The 25388-nt window shown below is 66.2% G+C and carries 29 protein-coding genes; 15 read left to right on the top strand and 14 right to left on the bottom strand.

What is annotated here, in order from left to right; all coding sequences use genetic code 11:
- Nucleotides 1-35 precede the first annotated feature (35 nt).
- From ACIUM1_RS13655 to ACIUM1_RS13640, 4 genes are all read left to right on the top strand, one after another.
- Nucleotides 36-1118 carry a S1C family serine protease gene (locus ACIUM1_RS13655; RefSeq protein WP_406813226.1) on the top strand — a complete coding sequence of 361 codons (1083 nt, stop codon included), beginning with the start codon at nucleotides 36-38 and terminating at the stop codon, nucleotides 1116-1118.
- A gap of 121 nt (nucleotides 1119-1239) precedes the next feature.
- Complete coding sequence (treS, locus tag ACIUM1_RS13650; RefSeq protein WP_406813225.1) at nucleotides 1240-3012, top strand: maltose alpha-D-glucosyltransferase; 1773 nt, start codon at nucleotides 1240-1242, stop codon at nucleotides 3010-3012.
- Nucleotides 3013-3120: 108 nt separating this feature from the next.
- On the top strand, nucleotides 3121-4473 hold the full coding sequence (locus ACIUM1_RS13645; RefSeq protein WP_406813224.1) for a maltokinase N-terminal cap-like domain-containing protein: 1353 nt from the start codon (nucleotides 3121-3123) through the stop codon (nucleotides 4471-4473).
- A gap of 66 nt (nucleotides 4474-4539) precedes the next feature.
- A complete protein-coding gene (locus ACIUM1_RS13640; RefSeq protein WP_406813223.1) occupies nucleotides 4540-5226 on the top strand; it encodes a YoaK family protein in 687 nt (228 codons plus the stop codon).
- A 60-nt stretch (nucleotides 5227-5286) separates the two neighbouring features.
- On the opposite strand, the gene ag85C is transcribed toward ACIUM1_RS13640, so the two are convergent.
- The 5 genes from ag85C to ACIUM1_RS13615 all read right to left on the bottom strand — a co-directional run bounded on the left by ag85C (nucleotide 5287) and on the right by ACIUM1_RS13615 (nucleotide 9188).
- Complete coding sequence (gene ag85C, locus ACIUM1_RS13635; protein WP_406813221.1) at nucleotides 5287-6312, bottom strand: diacylglycerol acyltransferase/mycolyltransferase Ag85C; 1026 nt, start codon at nucleotides 6310-6312, stop codon at nucleotides 5287-5289.
- A gap of 223 nt (nucleotides 6313-6535) precedes the next feature.
- Nucleotides 6536-7354 carry an ABC transporter permease gene (locus ACIUM1_RS13630; protein ID WP_406813220.1) on the bottom strand — a complete coding sequence of 273 codons (819 nt, stop codon included), beginning with the start codon at nucleotides 7352-7354 and terminating at the stop codon, nucleotides 6536-6538.
- On the bottom strand, nucleotides 7344-8174 hold the full coding sequence (locus ACIUM1_RS13625; RefSeq protein ID WP_406813219.1) for an ATP-binding cassette domain-containing protein: 831 nt from the start codon (nucleotides 8172-8174) through the stop codon (nucleotides 7344-7346). Before ACIUM1_RS13625 ends, ACIUM1_RS13630 begins: the two co-directional genes overlap by 11 nt.
- Nucleotides 8171-8623: a MarR family winged helix-turn-helix transcriptional regulator gene (locus ACIUM1_RS13620; protein ID WP_406813218.1), complete on the bottom strand. Its 453-nt coding sequence runs from the start codon at nucleotides 8621-8623 to the stop codon at nucleotides 8171-8173. Before ACIUM1_RS13620 ends, ACIUM1_RS13625 begins: the two co-directional genes overlap by 4 nt.
- Before the next feature lie 67 nt (nucleotides 8624-8690).
- Nucleotides 8691-9188, bottom strand: a complete 498-nt coding sequence (locus ACIUM1_RS13615; protein WP_406813217.1) for a metallophosphoesterase family protein — start codon at nucleotides 9186-9188, stop codon at nucleotides 8691-8693.
- An 86-nt stretch (nucleotides 9189-9274) separates the two neighbouring features.
- On the opposite strand from ACIUM1_RS13615, the gene ACIUM1_RS13610 reads away from it, so the two are divergent.
- Genes ACIUM1_RS13610 through ACIUM1_RS13600 form a run of 3 tightly spaced genes read left to right on the top strand, consistent with a single transcriptional unit; the run spans nucleotide 9275 to nucleotide 10616 of the window.
- Nucleotides 9275-9589, top strand: a complete 315-nt coding sequence (locus ACIUM1_RS13610) for a metal-sensitive transcriptional regulator (protein ID WP_406813216.1) — start codon at nucleotides 9275-9277, stop codon at nucleotides 9587-9589.
- Between the two features lie 31 nt (nucleotides 9590-9620).
- Nucleotides 9621-10253 carry a DsbA family protein gene (locus ACIUM1_RS13605; protein ID WP_406813215.1) on the top strand — a complete coding sequence of 211 codons (633 nt, stop codon included), beginning with the start codon at nucleotides 9621-9623 and terminating at the stop codon, nucleotides 10251-10253.
- 12 nt (nucleotides 10254-10265) lie between these two features.
- Entirely contained in the window at nucleotides 10266-10616 is a 351-nt protein-coding gene (locus ACIUM1_RS13600) for a DUF302 domain-containing protein (protein WP_406813214.1), read from the top strand.
- Between the two features lie 27 nt (nucleotides 10617-10643).
- Here ACIUM1_RS13600 and ACIUM1_RS13595 read toward each other — a convergent pair whose 3' ends face one another.
- Nucleotides 10644-10817, bottom strand: coding sequence for a hypothetical protein (locus ACIUM1_RS13595; RefSeq protein WP_406813213.1), 174 nt, complete (start codon nucleotides 10815-10817; stop codon nucleotides 10644-10646).
- Nucleotides 10818-10967: 150 nt separating this feature from the next.
- Between ACIUM1_RS13595 and ACIUM1_RS13590 the strand changes: the two genes are divergently transcribed.
- A complete protein-coding gene (locus ACIUM1_RS13590; protein WP_406813212.1) occupies nucleotides 10968-11423 on the top strand; it encodes a MaoC family dehydratase in 456 nt (151 codons plus the stop codon).
- 14 nt (nucleotides 11424-11437) lie between these two features.
- Here ACIUM1_RS13590 and ACIUM1_RS13585 read toward each other — a convergent pair whose 3' ends face one another.
- Together ACIUM1_RS13585 and ACIUM1_RS13580 are read right to left on the bottom strand one after the other, a co-directional pair.
- Nucleotides 11438-12733 carry an acyl-CoA dehydrogenase family protein gene (locus tag ACIUM1_RS13585; RefSeq protein WP_406813211.1) on the bottom strand — a complete coding sequence of 432 codons (1296 nt, stop codon included), beginning with the start codon at nucleotides 12731-12733 and terminating at the stop codon, nucleotides 11438-11440.
- A gap of 80 nt (nucleotides 12734-12813) precedes the next feature.
- Complete coding sequence (locus tag ACIUM1_RS13580) at nucleotides 12814-13512, bottom strand: GAF and ANTAR domain-containing protein (protein ID WP_406813210.1); 699 nt, start codon at nucleotides 13510-13512, stop codon at nucleotides 12814-12816.
- Between the two features lie 161 nt (nucleotides 13513-13673).
- Here ACIUM1_RS13580 and ACIUM1_RS13575 point away from each other — a divergent pair, with 161 nt between their 5' ends.
- Nucleotides 13674-14573 carry a manganese catalase family protein gene (locus ACIUM1_RS13575; protein ID WP_406813209.1) on the top strand — a complete coding sequence of 300 codons (900 nt, stop codon included), beginning with the start codon at nucleotides 13674-13676 and terminating at the stop codon, nucleotides 14571-14573.
- Between the two features lie 85 nt (nucleotides 14574-14658).
- Here ACIUM1_RS13575 and ACIUM1_RS13570 read toward each other — a convergent pair whose 3' ends face one another.
- Nucleotides 14659-15237, bottom strand: coding sequence for a hemerythrin domain-containing protein (locus tag ACIUM1_RS13570; RefSeq protein ID WP_406813208.1), 579 nt, complete (start codon nucleotides 15235-15237; stop codon nucleotides 14659-14661).
- Between the two features lie 88 nt (nucleotides 15238-15325).
- On the bottom strand, nucleotides 15326-16420 hold the full coding sequence (locus ACIUM1_RS13565) for a F420-dependent hydroxymycolic acid dehydrogenase (protein ID WP_406813207.1): 1095 nt from the start codon (nucleotides 16418-16420) through the stop codon (nucleotides 15326-15328).
- 51 nt (nucleotides 16421-16471) lie between these two features.
- Here ACIUM1_RS13565 and ACIUM1_RS13560 point away from each other — a divergent pair, with 51 nt between their 5' ends.
- A complete protein-coding gene (locus ACIUM1_RS13560) occupies nucleotides 16472-17077 on the top strand; it encodes a GNAT family N-acetyltransferase (RefSeq protein WP_406813206.1) in 606 nt (201 codons plus the stop codon).
- Nucleotides 17078-17141: 64 nt separating this feature from the next.
- A complete protein-coding gene (locus ACIUM1_RS13555) occupies nucleotides 17142-17492 on the top strand; it encodes a hypothetical protein (RefSeq protein WP_406813205.1) in 351 nt (116 codons plus the stop codon).
- A 33-nt stretch (nucleotides 17493-17525) separates the two neighbouring features.
- Here ACIUM1_RS13555 and ACIUM1_RS13550 read toward each other — a convergent pair whose 3' ends face one another.
- Nucleotides 17526-18227: a TetR family transcriptional regulator gene (locus ACIUM1_RS13550; RefSeq protein WP_406813204.1), complete on the bottom strand. Its 702-nt coding sequence runs from the start codon at nucleotides 18225-18227 to the stop codon at nucleotides 17526-17528.
- A 43-nt stretch (nucleotides 18228-18270) separates the two neighbouring features.
- Here ACIUM1_RS13550 and ACIUM1_RS13545 point away from each other — a divergent pair, with 43 nt between their 5' ends.
- From ACIUM1_RS13545 to ACIUM1_RS13530, 4 genes are read left to right on the top strand one after another with little or no spacing between them, the layout of a single operon-like run.
- Nucleotides 18271-19374, top strand: a complete 1104-nt coding sequence (locus ACIUM1_RS13545) for a ferredoxin reductase (RefSeq protein ID WP_406813203.1) — start codon at nucleotides 18271-18273, stop codon at nucleotides 19372-19374.
- Nucleotides 19375-19416: 42 nt separating this feature from the next.
- Nucleotides 19417-20532 (top strand): fatty acid desaturase family protein, encoded by a 1116-nt coding sequence (locus ACIUM1_RS13540; protein WP_406813202.1) that lies wholly within the window; start codon nucleotides 19417-19419, stop codon nucleotides 20530-20532.
- 44 nt (nucleotides 20533-20576) lie between these two features.
- Nucleotides 20577-21101, top strand: coding sequence for an SRPBCC family protein (locus ACIUM1_RS13535; RefSeq protein WP_406813201.1), 525 nt, complete (start codon nucleotides 20577-20579; stop codon nucleotides 21099-21101).
- The gene (locus ACIUM1_RS13530) at nucleotides 21101-22150 is read left to right on the top strand and encodes an LLM class flavin-dependent oxidoreductase (RefSeq protein WP_406813200.1); all 1050 of its coding nucleotides are present in this window, start codon (nucleotides 21101-21103) and stop codon (nucleotides 22148-22150) included. Before ACIUM1_RS13535 ends, ACIUM1_RS13530 begins: the two co-directional genes overlap by 1 nt.
- Nucleotides 22151-22245: 95 nt before the next feature.
- Here ACIUM1_RS13530 and ACIUM1_RS13525 read toward each other — a convergent pair whose 3' ends face one another.
- The 3 genes from ACIUM1_RS13525 to ACIUM1_RS13515 all read right to left on the bottom strand — a co-directional run bounded on the left by ACIUM1_RS13525 (nucleotide 22246) and on the right by ACIUM1_RS13515 (nucleotide 25383).
- Complete coding sequence (locus tag ACIUM1_RS13525) at nucleotides 22246-23490, bottom strand: HNH endonuclease signature motif containing protein (protein ID WP_406813199.1); 1245 nt, start codon at nucleotides 23488-23490, stop codon at nucleotides 22246-22248.
- Nucleotides 23491-23707: 217 nt separating this feature from the next.
- Nucleotides 23708-24811: a DUF1214 domain-containing protein gene (locus ACIUM1_RS13520; protein ID WP_406813198.1), complete on the bottom strand. Its 1104-nt coding sequence runs from the start codon at nucleotides 24809-24811 to the stop codon at nucleotides 23708-23710.
- Nucleotides 24808-25383, bottom strand: coding sequence for a TetR/AcrR family transcriptional regulator (locus ACIUM1_RS13515; protein ID WP_406813197.1), 576 nt, complete (start codon nucleotides 25381-25383; stop codon nucleotides 24808-24810). The genes ACIUM1_RS13520 and ACIUM1_RS13515 overlap by 4 nt, the downstream gene beginning before the upstream one ends.
- Between the last annotated feature and the right edge of the window lie 5 nt (nucleotides 25384-25388).

Raw genomic sequence — 25388 nt, 5'->3', positions numbered from 1 at the left:
CTTGTTCTCTACCGCGAAGCAGGAGGGTGACACCGATGAGCAAATCGCACCACCGCCCGGTCTGGTGGGCCTGGTTGGCCAGCGTGCTGACCGTGGTGGGACTGGGCCTCGGCCTGGGCTCCGGTGTCGGCCTCGCGCCGGCGTCGGCATCACCATCCGACCTGGCGCTGGACCGGTATACCGACCGTCCCCAGGCGCCCATCGATCCGTCGGCCATGGTCGGTCAGGTCGGGCCCCAGGTGGTCAACATCGACACCAAATTCGGCTACAACAACGCGGTGGGCGCCGGAACCGGCATCGTGATCGATCCCAACGGCGTGGTCCTGACCAACAACCACGTGATCTCCGGCGCCACCGACATCAGCGCATTCGATGTGGGCAACGGGCAGACCTACGCGGTTGACGTGGTCGGCTATGACCGCACGCAGGACATCGCGGTGCTGCAACTGCGCGGCGCCTCCGGCCTGCCCACCGCCGCGATCGGCGGCGAGGCCACAATCGGGGAGCCCATCGTCGCGCTCGGCAACGTCAACGGCCAGGGCGGCACCCCCAACGCCGTGACCGGCAAGGTGGTCGCGCTCAACCAGAGTGTCTCGGCGACGGACACGCTGACCGGCGCGCAAGAGAGCCTCGGCGGCCTCATCCAGGCGGACGCTCCGATCAAGCCGGGTGACTCCGGTGGGCCCATGGTGAACAGCGCCGGACAGGTGATCGGCGTGGACACCGCCGCCACCGACAGCTACAAGATGTCCGGTGGGCAGGGCTTCGCCATTCCGATCGGGCGCGCGATGGGGGTCGCCGGGCAGATCCGGTCCGGCGCCGGCTCCAACACGGTGCACATCGGTCCCACCGGCTTCCTCGGCATGGGTGTGATGGATAACAACGGCACCGGCGCGCGGGTGCAACGGGTGGTCGCCACCGGTCCGGCCGCCGCCGCCGGGATTGTGCCCGGCGATCTCATCACCGGCGTCGACAACGTTGCGATCACCGGCGCGACGTCCATGACCGAGGTGCTCGTCCCGCATCACCCCGGGGACAACATCACAGTGCATTACCGGTCCAGCGACGGTGCCGATCGCACCGTCAACATAACTTTGGCGGAGGGACCGCCGGCCTGACATCCGCGCCGACGCGACCAGATCGGTGGCGAATTCGTTTGCTACCGGGCGTATTTCGTCGTAAACGTGGGGGTGTGATTCCGAAAGTCGCACCCAGGGTATCCGTGGCATCGTGGATTTGATGAACGACGCAAGAGAAGCTGTCGAGCACCATCCCGAGGGTGGCAGCCACGTCCAGGACGGCGTGGTGGAGCACCCCGAGGCCGAGGACTTCAACAACGCCGCCGCGCTACCCACGGACCCGACCTGGTTCAAGCACGCGGTGTTCTATGAGGTGCTGGTGCGGGCGTTTTTCGATGACAACGCCGACGGCGCCGGTGACCTGCGCGGTCTGTTGGGGCGCCTCGACTACCTGCAGTGGCTGGGCATCGACTGCATCTGGCTGCCGCCCTTCTACGATTCGCCCCTGCGCGACGGCGGGTATGACATCCGGGACTTCTACAAGGTGCTGCCCGAATTCGGCACGGTCGAGGATTTCGTCGCGCTGCTCAACGCCGCGCACGAGCGGGGGATCCGGGTCATCACCGACCTGGTGATGAATCACACTTCGGATTCACACCCCTGGTTTCAGGAATCGCGGCACGACCCGGACGGCCCATACGGCGACTTCTACGTGTGGAGCGACACCGCCGAGAAGTACAGCGACGCGCGGATCATCTTCATCGACACCGAGGAGTCGAACTGGACCTTCGACCCGGTGCGCAAGCAGTTCTACTGGCACCGGTTCTTCTCCCACCAGCCGGACCTCAACTACGACAACCCTGCCGTGCAGGAAGCCATGATCGATGTGCTCCGGTTCTGGCTTGGGCTGGGTATCGACGGATTCCGGCTGGACGCGGTGCCCTACCTCTTCGAACGGGAGGGCACCAACTGCGAGAACCTGCCCGAGACGCACGCGTTCCTCAAGCGGGTCCGCAAGGTCATCGACGACGAGTTCCCCGGGCGGGTGCTGCTGGCCGAGGCCAACCAGTGGCCGGCCGACGTCGTCGAGTACTTCGGCGACGCCACCACCGGCGGTGACGAATGCCACATGGCGTTTCATTTCCCGCTGATGCCGCGCATCTTCATGGCCGTTCGCCGGGAATCCCGCTTCCCGATTTCGGAGATCCTGGCCCAGACGCCCGAGATCCCCGAGATGGCGCAGTGGGGGATCTTCCTGCGTAACCACGACGAGTTGACGCTCGAGATGGTCACCGACGAAGAGCGTGACTATATGTACTCCGAGTACGCGAAGGATCCGCGGATGAAGGCCAACGTCGGCATTCGCCGCCGGTTGGCGCCGCTGCTGGATAACGACCGCAACCAGATCGAGCTGTTCACCGCGCTGCTGTTGTCGCTGCCCGGCTCGCCGGTGCTGTATTACGGTGACGAGATCGGCATGGGCGACGTGATCTGGCTGGGTGACCGCGACGGGGTGCGCACCCCGATGCAGTGGACGCCGGACCGCAACGCCGGGTTCTCCAAGGCCAACCCCGGCCGGTTGTATCTGCCGCCAAGCCAGGACTCGGTCTACGGCTATCAGGCGGTCAACGTGGAGGCGCAACGCGACACCTCCACGTCGCTGCTCAACTTCACCCGGACGATGCTGGCCGTGCGGCGCCGTCACGAGGCCTTCGCGATCGGGACCTTCGAAGAGCTGGGCGGTTCGAACCCGTCCGTGCTGGCCTTCGTGCGGCAGGTGTCCGACGACGGCGACACCGTGTTGTGCGTCAACAACCTGTCGCGCTTCCCCCAGCCGATCGAACTGAATCTGCAGCATTGGAGCGGGTGCACGCCGGTTGAGCTGACCGGGCAGGTGGAGTTCCCCCGGATCGGTCACCTGCCCTACCTGCTCACGCTGCCGGGACACGGGTTCTACTGGTTCCAGCTGACCGGATGCCAGGAGGACTCATGATCTCCACCCGCGCCGTGACGATGCAGAGCGAAGCGATGAAGAGGAGTGGCGCAAAATGACCGCGCCGCCGACGATGCAGAGCGAAGCGATGAAGAGGAGTGGCGCAAAATGACTCAGCCGGCCAAGCTGCCTTGGTCTGAGTGGCTTCCGCAGCAACGTTGGTACGCCGGACGCAACCGCGAACTGTCCAGCGCCGAGGCGAGCGTGGTCGTTCCGCTCGACGACGGCCTCGACCTGGTGCTCGTCGACGCCGATTACGCCGACGGGTCCCGGCACCAATACCAGGTGATCGTGCGGTGGGATGTCGGCCCGGTCTCCGAATACAGCAGCGTCGCGACCATCGGCGCCGCCGACGACCGCACCGGTTTCGACGCGATGTACGACGCCGATGCGCCGCGGTTCCTGCTCTCGCTGATCGACTCGAACGCCTCGCGCCGCGGCGCGTCGGGCGCCGAGGTGAACTTCGCCAAGGAACCGGACGCGGTGCTGCCGCTGGAGGCGATGGCGCACGTGTCCGACGCCGAGCAGTCCAACACCAGCGTCATCTTCGACCGGGACGCCATCTTCAAGGTGTTCCGCCGGGTCAGCAGCGGCATCAACCCCGACATCGAGCTGAACCGGGTGCTCGGGCGGGCCGGCAACCCGCACGTCGCGCGCCTGCTGGGGACCTACGAGATGGCCGGCTCCGACGGCAGCGCCGACGCGGCGTGGCCGCTGGGCATGGTGACCGAATTCGCCGCCAACTCCGCCGAAGGTTGGGCGATGGCCACCGCCAGCGTCCGTGACTTGTTCGCCGAAGGCGACCTGTACGCGTACGAGGTCGGCGGCGACTTCGCCGGTGAGTCCTACCGCCTGGGCGAGGCCGTGGCGTCGGTGCACGCCACCCTGGCCGAGACCCTCGGGACCTCGCAAACCGTCTTCCCGGTGGACAACGTGCTGTCGCGGCTGACCGCGACCGTGGCCCTGGTGCCCGAGCTCAAGGAGTACGCGGCGACCATCGAAGAACGCTTCCAGAAGTTGGCCACCGAGACGATCACCGTGCAGCGGGTGCACGGCGATCTGCACCTGGGCCAGGTGCTCCGCACGCCGGAGCGCTGGCTGCTCATCGATTTCGAGGGCGAACCGGGACAACCGCTCCAGGAGCGCCGCGCGCCCGATTCGCCGCTGCGCGACGTGGCCGGCGTGCTGAGGTCGTTCGAATACGCCGCCTACGGACCGCTGGTCGACCATGGCGACGACAAGCAACTGGCGGCCCGCGCCCGCGAGTGGGTGGAGCGCAACCGGACGGCGTTCTGCGACGGGTACGCGGCCGCGTCCGGCATCGATCCGCGCGATTCGGCGCAACTGCTGGCCGCCTACGAGCTCGACAAGGCGGTCTATGAGGCGGGATACGAAGCGCGGCACCGACCGGGCTGGCTGCCGATTCCGTTGCGTTCCATCGCTCGTCTCACCGCCGCCTAGCTGTCGCCCGCACCGGCCGCCATGGGGCCGGCCTCGCACCCGTGCCTGTCTGAAAGCATGTGCGGTGTGCCAAGTGACATATTCAACAGCGAGTCGCGGTTGTCGTGGGTGCTGGCGGCGCTCGCGGGCGTGCTGGGGGCTACCGCCTTCACCCACTCCGCCGGCTACTTCGTGACTTTCATGACCGGCAATGCGCAGCGCGCGGTGCTCGGGTACTTCCGCGGTGACGTGCTGCTGTCGGCCACAGCGGGGGTGCTGATCGTCTGCTTCGTGGCGGGCGTGGTGGTTGCCTCGGTCTGCCGACGGCATTTCTGGGTGGCGCACCCGCACGGCCCGACGGTGCTGACGACTTTCAGCCTGGCGGCGGCCACCGTGGTCGACGTCATCGACGAAGGCTGGGAAGAAAACCTGCTCGACTTTGCGCCAATCATGTTGCTGACCTTCGGAATTGGCGCTCTGAATACGTCGTTCGTCAAGGACGGCGAGGTGTCGGTCCCGCTGAGCTATGTGACCGGCACGCTGGTAAAGATGGGCCAGGGTATCGAGCGCCACATCGCCGGCGGATCGGCGGGGGACTGGCTGGGCTACTTCCTGCTGTTCGCCAGCTTCGCGGTGGGCGCAGCGGTGGGCGGCTTCATCAGCACGCTGGTCAACGGGACCTGGATGCTGGTGGTGGCCACCGTCGTGTGCGCGCTGACCACCGGCTACACGTATTTCCACTCCGATCGCCGGGCCCTGCTCGACGAGGCGTGAAAAAAAGGAGCATCGGCAGTAGCGCTGACCGGTGCGCTACTGCCGATGCTGGCTTTTGCCTCAGGCCGCCGGTGGGTTGGCGGCGGGCGGGGGGGCCGCCGCGGCGTTGACGGTGTTGAGGGTTTGCAGGATATCGGGCTTCATCGCGACCAACTGCTGGTTCCAGTACGGCCAGGAGTGCGTCCCGTTCGCCGGGAAGTTGAACACCCCGTTGCGTCCGCCCGCGGCCACATAGTTGTTCTGGAACTGCTGGTTGGTACGCAGCGTCATGCCCTCCAGGAACTTCGCCGGCATGTTGTCGCCACCGAGGTCGCTGGGGGTGCCGTTACCGCAGTAGACCCAGATGCGGGTGTTGTTGGCGACCAGCCGCGGAATCTGGACCATCGGGTCGTTGCGCTTCCACGCGGGGTCACTGGACGGCCCCCACATGCTGTTGGCGTTGTAGCCGCCTGCATCGTTCATCGCCAGCCCGATCAGGGTGGGCCACCAGCCCTCGGACGGGTTGAGGAAGCCCGACAGCGCGGCGGCGTACGGGAATTGCTGCGGGTAGTAGGCCGCCAGGATCAGTGCGGAGCCGCCCGACATCGACAGCCCCACCGCCGCGTTGCCGGCGGGCGAAACCTGCTTGTTGGACTGCATCCACAGGGGCATTTCCTGGGTCAGGAACGTCTCCCACTTGTAGGTGTAGTTCTGCCCGTTACCCGAGGACGGTTGGTACCAGTTGCTGTAGAAGCTGGACTGGCCGCCGACCGGCATGATCACCGACAGCCCGGATTGGTAGAACTCCTCGAAGGCGGGGGTGTTGATGTCCCAGCCGTTGTAATCGTCCTGCGCCCGCAGGCCGTCGAGCAGGTACACGGCGTGCGATCCGCCGCCCTGGAACTGGACCTTGATGTTGCGGCCCATCGACGGCGAGGGCACCTCGAGGTATTCCACCGGAAGCCCTGCCTTGGAGAAGGCTCCCGCGACGGGGGAGCCGCCGGAGGCCACGGCGAGACCGGACAGCAGGGAGGCCCCCATGGCCGCGATCGCCAGTCGGCGCGGCATGGTAGCCGCTGCGCCACGCAACTTTTCGAAGAACGACATAGCTCTCTACCCATCCCAACTTTCATCTGCCGCATGGTGCGGTCGAATCTGTTCTCGGGGAGTGAAACACAGTGAGAGGGCCGAATTCGGTTGTCGCGGCCGGGAGGACAGATCGCGGTTAGCTAACGATTGGGCCTCGCCCGGAAATCGTCACAGTCGGGTCACGATCGGCTCTCGGAACCATACGCCCATCTTGCGATGCGATAGCACGTGCGCTAGTGCATCAGGCGACCAGGCGCCGCAAAAGTGTTGACGCCGTGACGATTCCGAGGACGGCGGCCACCACCAGCACCACGATGTCCACGGGGTTGAAGGGGGTGCCGATCAGCAGCGCCCGCAGCGCGTTCACCTCGTAACTGAGCGGGTTGACCTTGCTCAACACGTGCAGCCACGCCGGCATCACGTCGACCGGATACAGCGCGTTGGACGCGAAGAACAGCGGCATGGTGATGGCCTGGCCGATTCCCATCAGGCGGTCGCGGCTGCGCACCAGGCCGGCCAGCGTCATCGACAGGCAGGCGAAGAACGCCGCGCCGAGCATGACGATGGCCATCGCCGCAACGATGCGCAGCGGATTGACCGTCAGGCCCACGCCCATCAGGTACGCCAGCGCCAGCACACCGACCACTTGGGCCACCGAACGGACCCCGGCGGCGAACGCCTTTCCGGTGATCAGCGCCGACGCCGGGGCCGGCGTCACCATGAGTTTGGCCAGCACCCCGGCGTCCCGGTCCCAAATGATCTGTATCCCATAGAAAATGGAGATGAACAGAGCGGATTGGGCGATGATCCCCGGCGCCAGGAAAGCCAGATACGACACCGATCCGGTGGGGATGACATGTAGGTGACTGAACGTGGTGCCAAAGATCAACAGCCACAGTGCGGGCTGCACCATCCGGGTGACCAGCTCGGTCCGGTCGTGTTGCAGCTTTTGCAGCTCGACGATCGCGAACGCGCCGATGCGACTGGACAACGCGCCGATTCGTTGCCAGCCACGCGGGGCGCGAATTAAAGCTCCCGTTGCGGCGAACTCAACCGACACGGCGCGCCACCTTTCTGCTGGAACGGATTTCGCGGAAGGACCCGTTGGCTTCCGACGAATCCTCATCCGCGTCCAGACCCGATGCCGCATAGTGCCGGAACACATCTTCGAGCGTGGCGTTCGGCGACACCCGGGCCTTCAACTTGTCGGGGGTGCCGACGGCCCGCAACTGACCGCGGTGCATCAGGGCGACCCGGTCGCACAGCGCGTCGGCTTCCTCCATGTAATGGGTGGTCAGCAGCACGGTCATGCCGAACTCCGCCTGCATCTTCTGCACCTGTGTCCACACGCCGTCACGCGCAATGGGATCCAGCCCGACCGTCGGCTCGTCGAGCACCAGCAGCGACGGCCGGTTGACCAGCGCCTGCGCCACCTCGAGGCGGCGCACCATGCCGCCGGAGTACGACGACGCCAGCCGGTCGGCCACGTCGATGAGATCCATGGCGACCAGCGCCTGATCGACTCGGTCGGCGCGCTGGTTGCGGGGCACGCCGTACAATCGCGCGAACCACTGCACATTCTGTCGGCCGGTCAGCGCCGGCTCGATCGAAAGCTGTTGTGGCACATAGCCGATATTGCTTCTGATGTCGGTGGTTTGGCGGCGTGCATCCATTCCGAAGATGCGCAGTTCGCCGTGCTGCACCGGGGTCAGTGTGGTCAGCATCCGGACCATGGTGGTTTTGCCGGCGCCGTTGGGCCCCAGCAGGCCCATGGTCTCGCCGGGCCGTACCTGCAACGTCACATCGTCGACGGCGGTGAACTGACCATAGCGGTAGGTCAGGTTCCGGCCGTCGACCGCCATCGGCAGCGATCCGCTCATGATCGCAGCTCCCGCAGTTTTCGGGTCATCGTGTCGAGGACCTCCAATCCCTTTGTCAAAGACTCAATTTCGTCGTCGTCGAGTTCGTCGATCACCTTGGACAGCAACGCCCGCCGGGTGGCACGGGACGCGTCGACGATCTGCTGGGCGGGCTCGGCGAGCCGGAGTTGGCACACTCGGCGGTCGGTATCTCCGGCCGTTCGCAGCAGCAGGCCCCCGGACACCAGCTTGGTGACCAGGGTCGACGCGGTGTTGGGCACCAGCCCGAGCTCGGCGGCGGCGGCGCTGACCGAGATGCCCGGCCGGCGCCCGACGAGCCACAACAGCTCCGACTGCGACTCGGATAGCCGCGACGAATCGAAGCCGCGACCGGCCGATCTGCGGAGTTGCCGGCGAAACCTACCGACCACACCGAACAGCTCGCCGGCCACATCAGTGCGCGATCTCATATGCACCCAGAATACCTCTGTAGTCGAGCTATCTATGTGTGGAAGCTATGTGTGGCTTATGTACCCATTACCTGGGCAGACGATGCAGCAGGACGTCGGTCAGCGCGCCGTCATCCACGCGCGCGGTCATATAGGTGCAGAACGGTTGTCGCCGGCGGTCCGTCGGGGAGCCGGGATTGAGCAGGCGCATCCCCGTTTCGGTGGTGGTGTCCCACGGGATGTGGCTATGCCCGAACACGAGCACGTCGCTGTCGGGGTAGAGCCGTGACATCCGGGCGTCTCGACCGGCCGCGGCGCCGGTCTCGTGCACGACGGTGAATCGCACGCCCGCCAACGTCGCGTCCGCACGTTCGGGCAGCCGCGCCCGCAATGCCGGGCCGTCGTTGTTTCCCCAGCAGGCCAGCAGTCTGGACGCCCGGGCCCCGAGTTCGTCGAGGAACTCCGGTGCGATCCAGTCGCCGGCGTGGACGACGACGTCGGCCGCGGCCACCTCGTCCCATACCGCTGCGGGCAGGTCACGGGCGCGCTTGGGGATGTGGGTGTCGGCGATCAGCAGCAGCCTCACGGCTCCATCTTGCGTCACCCGGGGGCGGGCGCGGCCCGGACACCTTCGGCGCCCGCGGCCCGTATACCCTACGGGGTATGGTATAAATGGGCATGGCAATCGAAGGCAATGGCAGCGGACCGCGCAACGCAGGTGCCGTCGGGCAACATTCCGGCGACATGGATGCCGTTCTCACCCGGTTGCGGCGGGCGCACGGTCAGCTGGGCGGCGTCATCTCGATGATCGAGCAGGGCCGCAACTGTAAAGACGTCGTCACCCAGTTGGCCGCGGTATCGAAGGCCCTGGATCGCGCCGGCTTCAAGATCATCGCCTCCGGCCTGCGTGACTGCATCGCGCAAACCGAGGATCAGCCGGCCGTTTCCGTCGACGAACTGGAAAAGCTGTTTTTGAGTCTGGCCTGACGGCCCGGGCTGTCGAGGAAGGGGACGGTCGATGTCTACCGCTGAAAGTGATCGAACCGAACCGACGGTGACCCTGTGGCTGGACCCGGTGTGTCCGTTCTCGTGGAACACCGCACGCTGGCTGCGTGCCGTCGCCGAGCGGACCGGATTGGTGATCGATTGGCAGTTGATGAGCCTGGCGATTCTCAACGAGGGACACGAGCTGCCGCCGCCGCAGCAGGCCGAGATGCGTGATTCGCGGCAGATCGGCCGGCTGATGGCCGCCCTCGGGCGCGAGCACGGCGCCGCGGGATGGGCCGCCGCGTATTTCGCCTTCGGCGAGCGATACTTCGACCGCTCAGAACCCGTCAGTGCCCACCTCGTCGCGCAGGTCTTGATGACGGTGGGCGCCCGGGGCGCCATGGCGGCGGCGGTGTCGGACGCGTCCATGGATGACGTGGTGCGGGATCAACATCAGGCGGGGCAACGCGCGCTGGGCGAAACCGGGGGTAGCCCGATCCTGCGGATCGGCGACCACACTTTCTTCGGGCCGGTGCTGACCGGGCTCCCGGATGCCGCGACCACCACCGCCCTGTTCGACGCGGTTGCGACTTTGGCAGCGACTCCGCAATTCGCCCAGCTGCAACGGCCGCGCCCCGCGGCGGATCGGCCGAACGATGATTGAGGAGGGCATGCGGTGGAGCGGACCACAAAAGCGCTGGCGGACCAGGGATTTGGCGTGCTCACCACGATCGACGTGAAAGCAACGCTGAAGCACAAGCTCGGCGAGGATATGGAGGACTATCTCATCCTGGGCGCCTGCAACCCGACGCTCGCGCACCGCGCGCTGGGCATCCACCGCCCGATCGGCCAGTTATTGCCGTGCAATGTGGTGGTGCGGTCTGACCCCGCCGGCAATGGCGATGCGGTTCTGGTCGAAGCGATGGATCCCCAGCTCATGGTCGAGGTGACCGGCGATCGGGCGGGTTTGCAGGACGTTGCCGATCAGGCCACCGCCAAGCTGCAAGCGGCCATCGGCGCGCTCTGATAAGGGGGTTGACGCAGACCGCGGGGGCTAGCTGTCTTGGCTGCGGGCTTCGGCGCCCGACTCACCGGCATCAAACGAGTCGTCCGAACCGGCAGCCCCCACATAGGAGCCGTCTTCCTCGCCCGCGGCGGCGCGGGACTGAGTCTGATGCGTCTCAGCGTCCACGTCTGCCTCGGCTTTGTGGCCCTTGCGATCTGGCATGGTGGCTTCCTTTTCTCTCCGTGCGGCGTCCCCCGGGGGATTCCCCGGACCGCTCTCCCGAAACGCGCCCGCGTGCGGCGCATCGGCCGGATGGCCGGGGCACCGAAGCGCGGCGCTATTGTTAGCAGCCGAAACCAAGGAGGACACCGTATGCGCACCTTCGAATCAGTCGCCGAACTTGCCGCCGCCGCGGGTGAAGCCCTCGGGCACAGCGACTGGGTCACCATCACCCAGGAAGACGTCAACCTGTTCGCCGACGCGACCGGTGATCATCAGTGGATCCACGTCGACCCGGAGCGGGCCGCGTCAGGTCCGTTCGGCAAGACCATCGCCCACGGTTTCATGACTCTGGCGTTGCTGCCGCAGCTGCAGCACCAGATCTACACCGTCAATGGCATAAAGCTCGCAATCAACTACGGCCTCAACAAGGTTCGCTTTCCCGCCCCCGTACCGGTCGGCTCACGGGTGCGCGCGCAGAGCTCGTTGGTCAGCGTCGACGACGTGGGCAACGGCGCCGTGCAGGCCACCATCTCCACCACCGTCGAGATCGAGGGCTCGGCCAAGCCGGCATGTGTGGCCGAGAGCGTGGTTCGTTTCGTCGCCTGACCCCGGCGGCGCCGTCAGAACTCGGCGACCGCGTGTTCGAGCCGCTCGGCCAGTCGCGCCTGCGCTTCGGCGCGCCGAGTCGGGATATGCGCGGAAGGGAAAGGCGTTGTCACCGGCTCGTATTCACGCAGGGTCCGGCGGGCCACCGTCATCTTGTGCAGCTCGGTCGCGCCGTCGGCGATGCCCAGCGACTCGGCGGCCACCAGCATCTTGACGAACGGCATCTCGTCGGAGACGCCGAGCGCGCCATGCAGGTGCAGCGCGCGTTGCGCGACGTCGTGCAGTACCTGGGGCATGGCGACTTTCACCGCCGCGATGTCGCGGCGCACCTTCTGATAGTCGTGGTGCTTGTCGATCAGCCACGCGGTGCGCAACACCAGCAGCCGGAATTGCTCGATCTGAATCCAGCTGTCGGCGATCTTCTCCTGCGTCATCTGGAAGTCGGATAGGTGGCCATGCCTGGTCTTGCGTGACACAGCGCGTTCGCACATCATGTCAAAAGCCTTGCGTGCCAGTGCGATCGTACGCATCGCGTGGTGGATGCGGCCGCCGCCGAGGCGGGTCTGCGCGATCATGAACGCGCCACCTTCGCCACCCAGCACGTGATCGGCCGGCACCCGGACGTCGTGGTAGCGGACGTAGCCATGTGAGCCGTGCCTGCCCGACTCGCCGCCCACTGCGACGTTTCGGATGATCTCGATGCCCGGGGTCTCGCCCGGGACGATGAAGAGCGACATCTTGTCGTACGTGCGTGCGTCGGGCTTGGTCACCGCCATGACGATGAAGAACGACGCGTGCTTGGCGTTGCTGGAAAACCACTTTTCGCCGTTGATGACCCAGTCGTCGCCGTCGCGGACCGCGCTCGTCACGAACATCCCCGGGTCCGAACCACCCTGTGGTTCGGTCATCGAGTAGCACGAGGTGATCTCGCCGTCCAGCAGCGGCTGCAGGTAGCGGGCCTTCTGCTCGTCGGTGCCGAACAGCGCGAGGATCTCGGCGTTGCCGGAATCCGGCGCCTGGCAGCCGAACACCGAAGGCGCCCAACGGGAACGACCGAGGATTTCGTTCAGCAGCGCGAGCTTGACCTGGCCGAAGCCCTGACCACCGAGCTCGGGACGCAGGTGGGCGGCCCACAGACCCTGGTCTTTCACCTGCTGCTGCAGGGGCCGCAGGATGGCCATCATCTCGGGGTTCTTCTTGTCATACGGGTCGAGCGCGACCAGGTCGAGCGGTTCCAGCTCGTCGGTCATGAATTTTTCGACCCAGTCCAGCTTTGCCTGATACTCGGGGTCTGTTTCGAAGTCCCACACCGTGGCCAACCAATCCCCGGCGCAACGTCGTGCCGGACTCGTAGATGAAGCCACTTCATCCTAGAGCGCGGCAGCGGGGATCAGTCGTTGCCGCGGGTGTCAATCACGCGCTGGGCGACGTCGATGAGCTTGGTCTGGCTCTCCTGAGAAAGCCTGCGCAGCAACTCGAAGGCGCGCACGTCGTCGATTCCATAGCGCTCCATGATGATGCCCTTGGCCTGGCCGATGCGGTCTCGCGTGGACAGGGCCGATTGCATCTGCTGTCCATGCCGCGAGGCCATGATCGCCGAGGCGGCATGCGCGGCGAACACCGATCCGATGGTCTCGGCTTCGGTGTCCCACACGCCGGGCCGAAAACTGAACAGGTTGAGCGCGCCGGCGGTGCGTTCCGCGGTGTACAGCTTGAACGAGAGGCTGCTCAGCACGCCATGTTCCACGGCCGCCGGGGCGTATTGGGGCCAGCGAGGTTCCTCGCGGAGGTCGTCGGAGCGCACGATCGTTTGCTTCAGCGCGGCGTCGTGACAGGGGCCCTCGCCGAAGTCGTGCTGCAGCTTGTCGAGCTTGGCGACCAGGCTGTCGGTGTCGGCGAGCGATTCGAAATCGCCGCCCCCCTTCACGAGCAACACTCCCGCGAGGTCCGCCGCGGGTATCAGCTCCACCGCCGCGGTGGTCACGTCGGCCAAAACCCGGTTGAGCGAGCGCGGCGCAGCTATCTCCCGGGACAGCTCCGCCATGCGCGTTGCTAGCTCGTGCCGAGAGGTGGCGTCTAAAGGCTCCATGGGACCGGATTGTGCACGATGAGCCCCGCTGCGTCACCCCCGCCGTCTGCCGCGGCGCCGAACCGTCGGGCGCGTCAGCAAGCTGCTGTCTGCCGAGTTTGGGGCCAAAGGCCCCGGGTATCCGGCGTCGACAACCCGATCTCGACCCTTAGGGAGGCCCAGTGTTTGTGCACAACAAAGATCTTCAATTCGAGGTTCGCGTCGACCGACCCGATCCACGCTTCGCGTCGTTGCTGATGGAGCAGTTCGGCGGCGCCAACGGCGAACTCACCGCGGCGATGCAGTACTTCACGCAGGCCTTTGTCCTGCGGCAGAAGAACCCCAAGATGTATGACCTGTTCATGGACATCGCGACCGAGGAGCTGAGCCACCTGGAGATGGTCGGGTCGATGATCACCATGTTGCTCGACGGGCTCAACGACAACCTCAAGATCGCCAATGAGAAATGCGACTGGATGCCGGCCGTGGCGTCCAACGGCGGTGGCCGGGACGGCCTAATCCACTCGGTGGCGGTCAACCCGCTGTTTCTGGTGCTCAGTGGTGGTGGGCCGGACGTCAAGGACTCCGGAGGAAACAACTGGACCGGCGCCTACATCGATGCCAACGGCGATCCGACCGTGGACCTGCGCAACAACGTCGCGGCGGAATCGCGCGCCAAGATCGTCTACGAATACCTCAAGCAGTTCACCGACGACCCGGGCGTGCAGGACACCTTGACGTTCCTGATGACCCGTGAGGTGGCGCACTATCAGCAGTTCACTGCGGCGCTCAATGAGCTTCCGGTCAACTTCCCGCCCGGACAGCTGCCCGGCGACCCGCGCTTCCAGAACGTGGCGTTCAACATGTCCAACGGCGGCGGCGAGTCCATTCGCGGTCCCTGGAACCAAGGGCAGGGTCCCTGGCCCGAGGGTACGGAATGGGAGTACGTCGAAAAGCCCGAAGAGCAGTGGCTGGGCGGCACCACTCGCAAGAACACCGGAGCCGCGGAGAACCCGCAGGGCTCACCGGCTGTCAACGCCGAGAAGCCGTTCACCCACGAACAGCACGTTCCGACAGGGTAATTGCACGAATAGTACGTTCCCACAAGGTAATTGGGGCCGGAAGGGGCCGGGCGCCTAAAATCGGTGCCCGGCCTTAAAACCGGTATCAGTGCATCTGGGGATCTGGCGGGTTGTCCTGGCCCCGACCGGTTACCGTGTCGCGCACGTGGTCGACCACCGCCGCACCCATACCCATCGTCTTCAGCACCGCGGGATTCGGCGGGGTCCCGGGATGCGGTCGGGTCGGGGCGATCTTCTTCCCGGCTTCCAACTTCGCGCCGATCTTCTCCAGATCCTCACGGCTGAGCACGGTTTCGACCTGAGGCCACACCTCGTTCTGTTCGTAGGCGATGTGTTCCCGGGCCGCCTTGACGAATTCCTGCAACGCTTCGTGGTAGTCCGGCTCGCCCGGCTGACCGTCCTCGAGGCGCTGCAGCAACTTCTTTCCGGCCTGTTCCTGCTCGAGCGCCTTGTCGACCAGTCCGTCACCGATCGCGTCGCGTACCGCGGGCCAAAAGAACTGTTCCTCAATCGCTTCGTGCTGCGACTCGGCGATGATGAGGTTGTTCACCATGGTTTCCAGGCCGCTTGCCTGCGCACCGGAGCCCGACGGCGCGCCGTCGAGCGTTTCCAACAAACCAAGCACGCTCTTATGGTCTTGGCGAAGAAAAGTGATTGCGTCCATGCCATGCCTTCCAGTCGGAGCTGTTACGCGAAGTTGCGTGCGGATACCCGGGGTGACGGTGCCGAAACGGTAGCGGGACGAGGTCCGTTCAGCGCAACTTCGGCAAGACGTTGGTGCGGTAGAACTCGATGGCGACGACGGGATCGTCTTGCGGAAAGTGCAGGAAGGGGATTGCACCGGCATCGAGAACCCGCTGCACTGCGTCGATGTGCCGGGCCGGGTCGGTGCCGACGGTCCAGCCGGCCAACACCTTGTCGATGGGGTTGGAATCGGCCGCGCGCTGGATCTCGACGGGATTGGGCTGATCCACTGCCCCAGCCGTGAAACGCCACAGCGTGGCGGCGCGGGTCGCCTCGGCGTTGTCGCCGACGACCGCGAACAGTTCGGCGCGCTTGCCCAGCGTGGCGGCATCACGGCCAGCGTCTTGCGCGCCGGTAGCGAAGGCCGCCAACAGTTTTGGGTTCGTGACATCGCCGGCCTGGGTGATCCAGCCGTCACCACGCTGGCCGGCGAGCTTCGCGCTCTTCGGTCCGGCGCCGGCTACGAAGATTTGTGGAGGCGTGGCCGGGACATCGTAAAGCTTCAGCGAATTCGTCTGGAAATAGCGTCCAGAGAAGGAGATTCGCGAGCCACTCCACAGTTGGCGGATCAGGTCGATCGCTTCGGCCAGCCGGTCGTGACGCTCGGCGTAGTTGCCGTAGGTGTTGGTGGTGGCCTGTTCGTTGAGCCGCTCGCCGGTGCCCACTCCAAGAAACACCCTGCCCGGGTTGAGGATCGCCAAGGAAGCGAAGGCCTGGGCGACGGTGGCCGGGTGGTAGCGGTAGGTGGGACAGGTCACCCCGGTGCCGAACGAAACACGGCTGGTGGCGTTGCCGACCAGCGCCAGCGTCAGCCAGGGAAACATGGCGTGGCCTTCGTTGTCCTGCCATGGCTGGATGTGGTCGCTGGCCCACACGTATTGAAAGCCGGCCTGTTCGGCCGCCTGAGCCTGTGCCACCAGTCGATCGGTGCGGAACTGCTCGTGGGAGAGCACGAATCCCACGCCCTTGCCTTGCGGCGGCGGGCCGCTGGACTTGCCGTGCTCGCCGGCCGGCTTCGCGCATGCGTGGGTGAGCCCGACGGCCCCGAGCATTCCCGCACCGGCCGTCATCCGCCCGAATACTCGCCGCGAGATGCCGGTCACCGGGTCGGCATACCCGTCCCGCCGGGGCTCACACGCACTAGCCTGATGCGGGTGACCCCGCAGGCCCGACCGGCAGTCAAGGGCGACGTCCGTAAGCTCTCCCGCACGCTGGCGCGCGCCTTCTTCGACGACCCGGTGATGATCTGGCTCATTCCCGATCAGGACAAGCGGATCGCGCACCTGTCCCGGTTGTTCGCGACGATGACGCGCCACCACCACCTGGCCCGCGGGGGCGTGGAGGTCGCCGACGCGGACGCGGGTATCGGCGCGGCGGCGCTGTGGGATCCGCCCGGCCAGTGGCAGGAGACATCCGCTGGGCAGCTGGCGATGACGCCGACATTTCTCCGGGTATTCGGCCTGCGCTCGATGCGCGGGCGCGCGGTACAGGAGTTGATGAAGAGCGTGCACCCCGAAGAACCGCACTGGTATCTGGCCGTGATCGGCAGTGACCCGGCCGTCCGCGGCAAAGGATTCGGTCAGGCGTTGATGAGGTCGCGGCTGGACCGCTGCGACGCCGAATACTGTCCGGCCTATCTCGAGTCGAGTAAGCCCGAAAATGTGCCGTACTACCAGCGATTCGGTTTTGCGGTCACCCGTGAGATCGTGCTGCCGGACGGCGGCCCGAGCCTGTGGGCCATGTGGCGCACGCCGCGCTAGCGGCTCGATGGAATCGCGCGTTGCCCGCGTTTAACCCCCCGATGCGGCGGGCAACCGTTCGGACATGAGCGATAACCCTCAGGCCGATCTGGTAGATCCCGCGGACTTTCCCGAGGAGGGCGGCCCGGGTGACACATTGAACCCGAGCGAAGGTACCGATTCGGACGAAGTGCGCAACGACGACGGCGACATCGTCGTCGACCCGCCGGACGGCTGGAGCGAGGCCGACCGGTTCGGGATGACGGCCAGGGAAGAACGCGAGGGTGAATCGCTCGACGCCCGGCTGGCGGCCGAGGAGCCCGACGTTCCGGATGCCATCGAGCCGATCGACGACCAACCCCGGCGCGCCCATCGAGGGCAGATCGATGGCACCCCCGAGGATGGCGACTCGCTATACACGGTCGTCGACGAGTAAGTCAGTGCTCGGCTGTTTACTGCAGCCGACGCGTCAAGGCATGCTCTTCCAGCCGGCGATGCCGGTCGCGATCATGCGCAACTGTTTGACGGCGAGCCGCCGGATGTCTTCGGTGGCCTCGACGCTCTGGGAATCCTCGATGGCCTCGGCGATCACGATCATGGCGTTGACGAACAGGGTCGCCAGCACGTTGAGATCCTCCGTGGTCCACTTGTTGAGCCCGGGGAATCGCGCCAGGTCAGTGGCCAGTTCGGACGTGATCAGCCGGATCTCGGTGCGAATGGCGTACCGCAGCACGGACAGGCCACTGTTGCGTTCCCGGCCGATGAGTCGCCAGTGTTCGCGCCTGTCGGCGACGCTGGCGACCAAAATCTCGACGGAGGACTCGATCACCCTGTTCGGGTCGAGCTTGCCGGCACGCGCGTCGCGCAAGGTGTCGCGCAAGCTGCGGAAGGACTCGTCGATCAGGACCAGGCCGAGGGCCTCCATCGATTCGAAATGCCGGTAGAACGCTGCCGGCACGATCCCGACCTCGCGGGTCACCTCGCGCAGGCTCAGGCTGGAGAAGCTGCGGTCCTGCAACAGCTTGAGCGCCGCGGCGATGATGGCCCGGCGGGTTGCCTCCTTGCGCTCCTCACGTGACTGGCTTTCGCGCGTCCGCTCGCGACCAGAGCCGCGCCCGCGTGAGCTAGGAGTACGGCTGTTCACTGTGTGAACCCTACCACAGCCAGGCATTAAACCCTTGACTGCATAGCCGTTGCAGTCGCACGGTGTACATATGTTCACTCAAACCGCTCAAACTTCTGGCCGAGTCCTCGCGCGGACCCTTCGGCAGCGCGTGTTGGGTTCCGAGCTCTTAGACCTGCTGACCGGTCCGCATGGCGTCGACCGCTATACCGAGCTGGTGGCGCCGACCTGGACGCTGGGCGAAGCCCGCGCCAAGGTGACCGATGTGCGCCGGACCACACCGCGCAGTGTCACCCTGACCCTCACCCCCAACGACGCCTTCTTGTCCGCACACACCCTCAAGGCGGGCCAGTACGTCAACCTCACCGTCGAGATCGACGGTCGCCGGCACACCCGCTGCTATTCGCCCGCCAATGCCGAAGGAACGGCCGGCCTCGAGTTGACCATCGGTCGACACGAGGGTGGCCTGGTGTCGAACTATCTGTACGAACACGCCCACCGCGGCATGGTGGTCGGTCTGACCGGCACCGGTGGCGACTTCACGTTGCCGGCACGCGGACCGCAAAGCCCGCAACGCATCCTCTTCGTCTCCGGAGGCAGCGGCATCACACCCGTGCTGTCGATGGCACGCACCCTGGTCGCGCAGGGACATCCGGGCGAGATCGCCTTCATCCACTACGCCCGCACACCCGCCGAGGCGTGCTACCGCGACGAGCTGGCGGCGATGGGATCGGTGCGGGTGCTGCACGGCTACACCCGATCGGACGACGGCGACCTCGCCGGGCGCTTCGGCCCCGAGCACCTGGCCGCCGCGATGCCCGCACCCGATGCGGTATTCGTCTGCGGGCCAACGCCTCTGGTCGAGGCCGTCCAATCGCACTGCGACAACGTATACACCGAGAGCTTCGTGCCGCCGGTGCTCGATGCGCCGGCGAATCCGTCGGGCGGACGAGTCACATTCTCCGACAGCGGAGTTGACGTCGTCGACGATGGACGACCGCTGCTGGAACAAGCCGAATCGGCGGGCCTGTCTCCCGAAAACGGGTGCCGAATGGGCATCTGTCACACCTGCACGCGGCGCAAAACCGCCGGCACCGTGCGCAACCTGGTCACCGGCGCGGTCTCGACCGCTCCCGATGAGGACGTGCAGATCTGCGTGTCCGTTCCGGTCGGTGACGTGGACCTGTCGCTGTAACGACGAACCATCACAGCCAACAGAACGCTTGGAGGACAAGCAATGTCGAACGACAAAATCACCCTGACCCGAGAACAGGCCGACGCTTTCGGCCGTGAACTCGACGCCATCAAGGAACGCGTGATGGCAGAACTCGGCGAACAGGACGCCGACTACATCCGCCGCGTCATCAAGGCGCAGCGGGCGCTGGAGGTCGGTGGCCGGGCGCTGTTGCTCGCCGGATTCCTGCCGCCGGCATGGCTGGCAGGCACCACGATGCTGGGCCTGTCGAAGATCCTGGACAACATGGAGATCGGCCACAACATCATGCATGGCCAGTACGACTGGATGCGCGATCCGGCGATCTCCGGTCGCACCTTCGAGTGGGACACGGCATGCCCAGCGGATCAATGGCGGCACTCGCACAACTACATGCACCACACCCACACCAACATCGTCGGGATGGACCGCGACATCGGCTACGGAATTTTGCGGATGAGCGAAGACCAGCGGTGGCAGCCGTACTTCCTTGGCAACCCGGTCTACGCGTTCCTGCTGATGGTGTTGTTCCAGTACGGCGTCGCCCTGCACGAACTGGAAACCGAGCGCATTCGCTCCGGTGAGATCCGCCTCGAGGACAAGCGTGAGGTCCTGCGCGCCATCTGGCGCAAGACTCGTCGGCAGACCCTCAAGGACTATGTCGCCTTCCCGCTGCTGGCCGGGCCCGTCGCGCCGTTCGTCTTCACCGGTAACCTCACCGCCAACCTGATGCGCAACGTGTGGTCGTACATGATCATCTTCTGCGGCCACTTCCCGGACGGGACGCAGGAATTCACCATCGAAGAGACCAAGGACGAGTCACGCGGCATGTGGTACTTCCGCCAGGTCCTGGGTTCGGCGAACCTGACCGGCGGCAAGCTTTTCCACCTGTTGTCCGGCAACCTGTCACACCAGATCGAGCACCACCTGTTCCCCGACATGCCGGCCCGTCGTTACTCCGAGATCGCGTCGGAGGTTCAGGAGATCTGCGAACGCTACGGCATCCCGTACAACCGCGGCCCGCTGCTGCGCCAGTTCGGCACCGTCGTCCGCAAGATCGTCCGGTTGACCTTTCCCGACTCGTGGGTGCAGAAAGCCGGCGCCGAGAAGTCCCCGGAGCCCGAGCGGGTCGCCGCGTAAATCCGCGCGGCCCCGGCATTGCCTCCCGCCGGGACAGGGGGACAATGAGGTCCGTGGAATGGACCGGCGCGCGCTACGCGGACACCCCGACAGTGGAAGCCTCGACGTGGATCGACGCCGACCCGGCCCGGGTCTGGGGCCTGGTCTCCGATATCGCGCTGATGCCCGCGTTCAGCAGCGAGCTGAAGGCCGTGGAATGGGCCGACGGATCGGAAGGCCCGCGGGTCGGCGCGCGCTTCATCGGACACAACGAGCATGACGCGTTCGGGCAGTGGAGCAGCACCTCGCAGATCGTTGCCTGCGATCGGCCGCGCGAATTCGCCTGGGCCGTCGGCGAACCCAGCGAGCCTGCGGCAACCTGGCGATTCCGGCTGGCGCCGCGAGACGGCGGAACCACGCTGAGCTACTGGATGCAGATGGGCCCCGGTCGCTCGGGCCTGTCGGTGGCTATCGAGTCGATGCCCGATAAGGAACAGAAGATTGTGTTCGTGCGGCTGCGCGAGTTCGAGGGCGCGATCGGAAAGACCCTGGCGGCGATCAAACGGTTGGCCGAACACGGAGTGCATTGATGCGCACGGCCACGACGGTCGAGCTGTCCGGCGCCGGCAGCGAGGTCGCTGAGGTCCGGACGCTGGTCGTCGAGGCGGAGAAACTGGGGCTGGACATCTGCTGGGTTGCCGAGGCGTGGGGCGCGGACGCGCCGTCGGCGCTGGGCTATCTGGCGGCGTGCACCGAGCGGATGTTGCTGGGTTCCGGCGTCCTGCAGGTCGGCACCCGGTCACCCGTCCTGCTCGCCCAGACGGCGATCACGCTGTCCAATCTGTCGAACGGGCGGTTTCTGCTCGGCCTGGGTGCCTCGGGGCCGCAGGTGATCGAGGGCCTGCACGGCGCCTCGTTCAGCCGACCGCTGGCACGGATGTCGGAAACGATCGACGTCGTGCGGCAGGTGTTCGCGGGCGGGAAGATCTCTTACGCGGGAAGCGAATTCCAGATTCCCCGGCCCGGGGGTGAGGCGGTGCCGATGCGGCTGGCGACCCGCGCCGAGCACGCCATCCCGGTGTATCTGGCCGCGTTGTCGCCGGCAATGCTGCGGTTGACCGGACGGGTCGCCGACGGTTGGCTGGGTACCAGCTTTGTTCCCGAAGGCGCCGGCGATGCCTACTTTTCCCACCTCGATGACGGGCTGGCCGCCGCGCACCGCACTCGCGCCGATATCGACATCTGTCAGGGCGGCGAAGTCGCCTTTGCCGCAGACGAAGACGAGTTGCGCGACATGGTCGCGGGCCGCAAAAAGGAACTGGCCTTCAGCCTCGGTGGCATGGGATCGTCGAACACCAATTTCTACAACCGGGCCTACAGCCGGCAGGGCTGGGCCGACGTTGCAGCCGAGGTGCGTGAACGCTGGCAGCGCGGGGACCGGGACGGGGCAGCGGACTTGGTGACCGACGAGATGGTACTGGCCACCACGCTCATCGGCACCGAGGAGATGGTTTCGGCGCGCCTTGCGGTGTGGCGCGATGCCGGCGTCAACACCGTGCGACTGTATCCCGCGGGCGACACGCTGGACGCCAAGCTGGAGACCTTGGGCCGGGCGATCGAGCTGGTCCGGAATACCTAGCGGCAAAGGGCGCTTGCGCACCAATCCGCACCACCTTGATAGCGGCGGCTAATCCAGCGAAACTCCCTGTGTGCGCATATGTTTCAGCAAACAATCTAGTTGGTTGTTGGTGGTGGCTGCGCCTGAAAGGGTTCGTACCACCACCAGTCGGCGCGTTCGCCGGTGGGTCCTGGGCAGGGTGGCACCGCGGGTGGGAGTTGGGTCGGTGGGCGCGCCAGCGATCCCGGGCGAAGCGGTCGCCCGGCGTCATCGGTGACGACGAGGGCGTCCGGGGATCCGGTAATGGCGATCAGGCCCCGGTGGTGGGCCCGGTGGTGATAGGGGCAGACCAGCACCAGGTTGTCCAACTCGGTGGGGCCGCCGTCTTCCCAGTGCCGGATGTGATGGGCGTGCAGACCCCGGGTGGCCCCACAGCCGGGAACCACGCACATCCGGTCGCGATGCTCCAGGGCACGGCGCAGCCGCCGGCTGATCAGCCGGGTCGCCCGCCCGGCCCCGACGACCTGACCGTCACGTTCGAACCACACTTCACCGGTGGCATCACAGGTCAGGTATCGGCGATCGACATCGGTGAGCAGCGCACCCAGATGCAGTGCGGCCGCGCGCTCGGCGACGTCGAGATGCACCACCACCGTGGTGTGCTGCCCGTGCGGGCGGCGGGTCGCCTCGGCGTCCCAGCCCGCCTCCACCAGGCGCATGAACGCCTCAACACTGCCCGGCATCGGGGGTGCGGTATCTGATGCGGAGCCGCCATGGTCACGCTTCCACTCGGCGATCAGCGCATCCCGATGCGACGCCAGGGCCGCGTCGAACTTCGCCGCGTCCAGGTGGCCCAGGGTGATTCGATAGCAGCTGCCCTGCTCGCTGGAGGTCGAGGTGATCGACCGCTCCAGCGCGGGCCGAGGCTCGGGTTCGGGTCGCGGCTCCAGCTTGACCGCGGTACGCAGCTGGTTAACCGTCGCAACCGACGCAAGCTCTGCGTAATGCTCATCAGAACCCTGCCCAGCCCGCGCCGCAATCACCCCAACCTGGTCCAGCGACAGCCGGCCCTCCCGCATTCCTTGGGCGCAGCGCGGAAACTCTTGCAGCCGGCCCGCGATGGTGGTGATCGTGTGCGCATTGGCCGATGACCAACCCAGCTTCCAGGCAACCAACGCCGGCACCGACCGCGCCCCGGTCATCCCGCACAGCTCATCGCGATCGATCTCGGCCACGATCTCCACAATGCGGCCATCAATCGCATTGCGCTGACCGGCCAACTCCGCCAACTCCTCGAAGAGCACCTCGAGACGTTCCGTAGGGGACGCTTCGACGCTGGCTGCAGTCGCGGTCGGGGACATGACATCATCATCGCAGGGGGGTACGACAATTCTCGGCCGCCCAATCCGGGCCAGCGTGCGTCCATCAGCGCGGCGCACTTTGCCTGGGGCAGCCCCGTCCTCCGACCCTAATGCGCAGATCTCAGCAGCCCGAAACCAAAGAACAAGAGGTCAACCCGCTGCGGTGGCGATCACGAGGGCGGTGATCAGAAACGACGCGGGTCGACACCGCCGAAACTCAGCTCACCTCGGTGGGGGCGTCGGCCGCCTTGACGAGTTTCACCTCCGGCCGCTGCGGTACGCCGTCGGCAAGGAACCATCGAAACGCCAGATTGCCCCGCGGATACCCCAAAGTGGTAAGCGAATTCGGGTGTGCGGTGTTGGCGGCGGACAACACGACCGTCACCGAGCCGTCGCTGTTGACGACGGCGCTGTGGCCGTTCAGCGAGCACCGTGCATCTCGCGCGCCGAAGGTCGCCATGAACTGGTTCCACACCACTAAATTCCAGAACCTGCACGAGGGCGGCCGGTGTGTGATGACCAGCGCCTCGTCCTCGTCGAGCACGAAACTGCCGTAGGCGTAACAGGCGTCGCGCGCCGACCAGCCGAAGTTGGCATCCGGCACCTGATAGGGCTCGGCGAATGCGTTTGCGCCATGCGCGGTTTCGTGCCCCAGGGCGTGCTGCTCGTCAACCCGGTTCCCCACCGTCAGCGGCACGATGGCGAACATGGTGCGCAACCAGGTGGCGGCGGCCCGCAGGCTCGCCGCGGTCTCGGCGTCGCCGTGCCGGATCGCCTCGGGCTCGTCGAGCGCCTCGATGTGCCACGTCACCGGACGGCCGGTCAGCGGATCGGCCTGGTAGTCGCGGGTCATCAGCACGGCCGCGTCGGGCGTGGCGGGAAAATCGAAAGCGAAGTTGCCTTCCGCGTCCAGATCGAGATCGGTATCGCGGACGATCGCGACGACCCGATCCGACCAGGCGCCCGGCGACGGCTCGTTGTAGGCCGTCACCGAAAAGTACACGCTGTCACCCTTGTTCCCGGTGATGCGGTAGCGGCGGCTTGGATCGATTGGGCAGATGAAGTAGTAGGCGTCGGTGTTGTCCCCACCCCAGCGGCGGTCGCGACGGAAGGGTGTGTTCACCGCGACGAACTGTGGCCGTCCCGGTTCGGGGAAGAGGTAGGTGTCCAGGGCCACGCCCAGGGTGGCCGCCAGCATGCGGTGGCCGTCGGCGACGTGCCGGTCGTCGGTCACGGCACGGTCACCCTCGAGGAACGAGTGGCCGAGCTCGCCAAGGGTTTTCAGTAGATCGTGCCATGCGTCCGTCGATTGGTACGTCATGCGCTGATTCCTTTCAGGAGCAATCTGGTGGTGCGATCGACCCAGGCGTCATCGAGTTCGGTGGCATGGGTGAGCAGTGCTACCAGCGTGACGCCGGCAATGGTCTCGGCCAGTTCGGCGGCGGTCACGTCCGTCCGCACCTCGCCGCGGGCCGCGGCCGCCGAGAGCCAGCCGGCGAGACCGCCGCCGATGATGACGGCGAAGCGCTCCAGCAGCGCCGAATGCAGCGTCGGGTCGGCGGCCATCTCGCCGATCAGCCCGGGCAGCGCCGCCCTGGCGGCCGGCGTCGTGAGGAAAGCCATTGCGCGGCTGACCATTTCGTACAGGTCTTGGTGAGTTGATCCGGTGTCGGGGATGACGGTGCCGGCGCCGATCGGAAACACGGCCTCGTGCACCAGGTGTGCCTTGCTGGGCCAGCGGCGATAGATGGCGGGCTTGCTGGTCCCGGCGCGTTCGGCGATGGCGGAAACCAACAGGCCCGGGTAACCGGTTTCGCCCAGCAGTTCAACGGTCGCGCGCAGCACCGCGGCGTCGATCCGGGGGTCACGGGGTCTGCCAAAATCCACTACCATTACGG

This window comes from Mycobacterium sp. M23085, from assembly GCF_045343915.1.
Lineage (GTDB): Bacteria > Actinomycetota > Actinomycetes > Mycobacteriales > Mycobacteriaceae > Mycobacterium.
The sequence above is the reverse complement of the archived record's forward strand: the minus strand, read 5'-3'. Positions and strand labels throughout refer to the sequence as shown.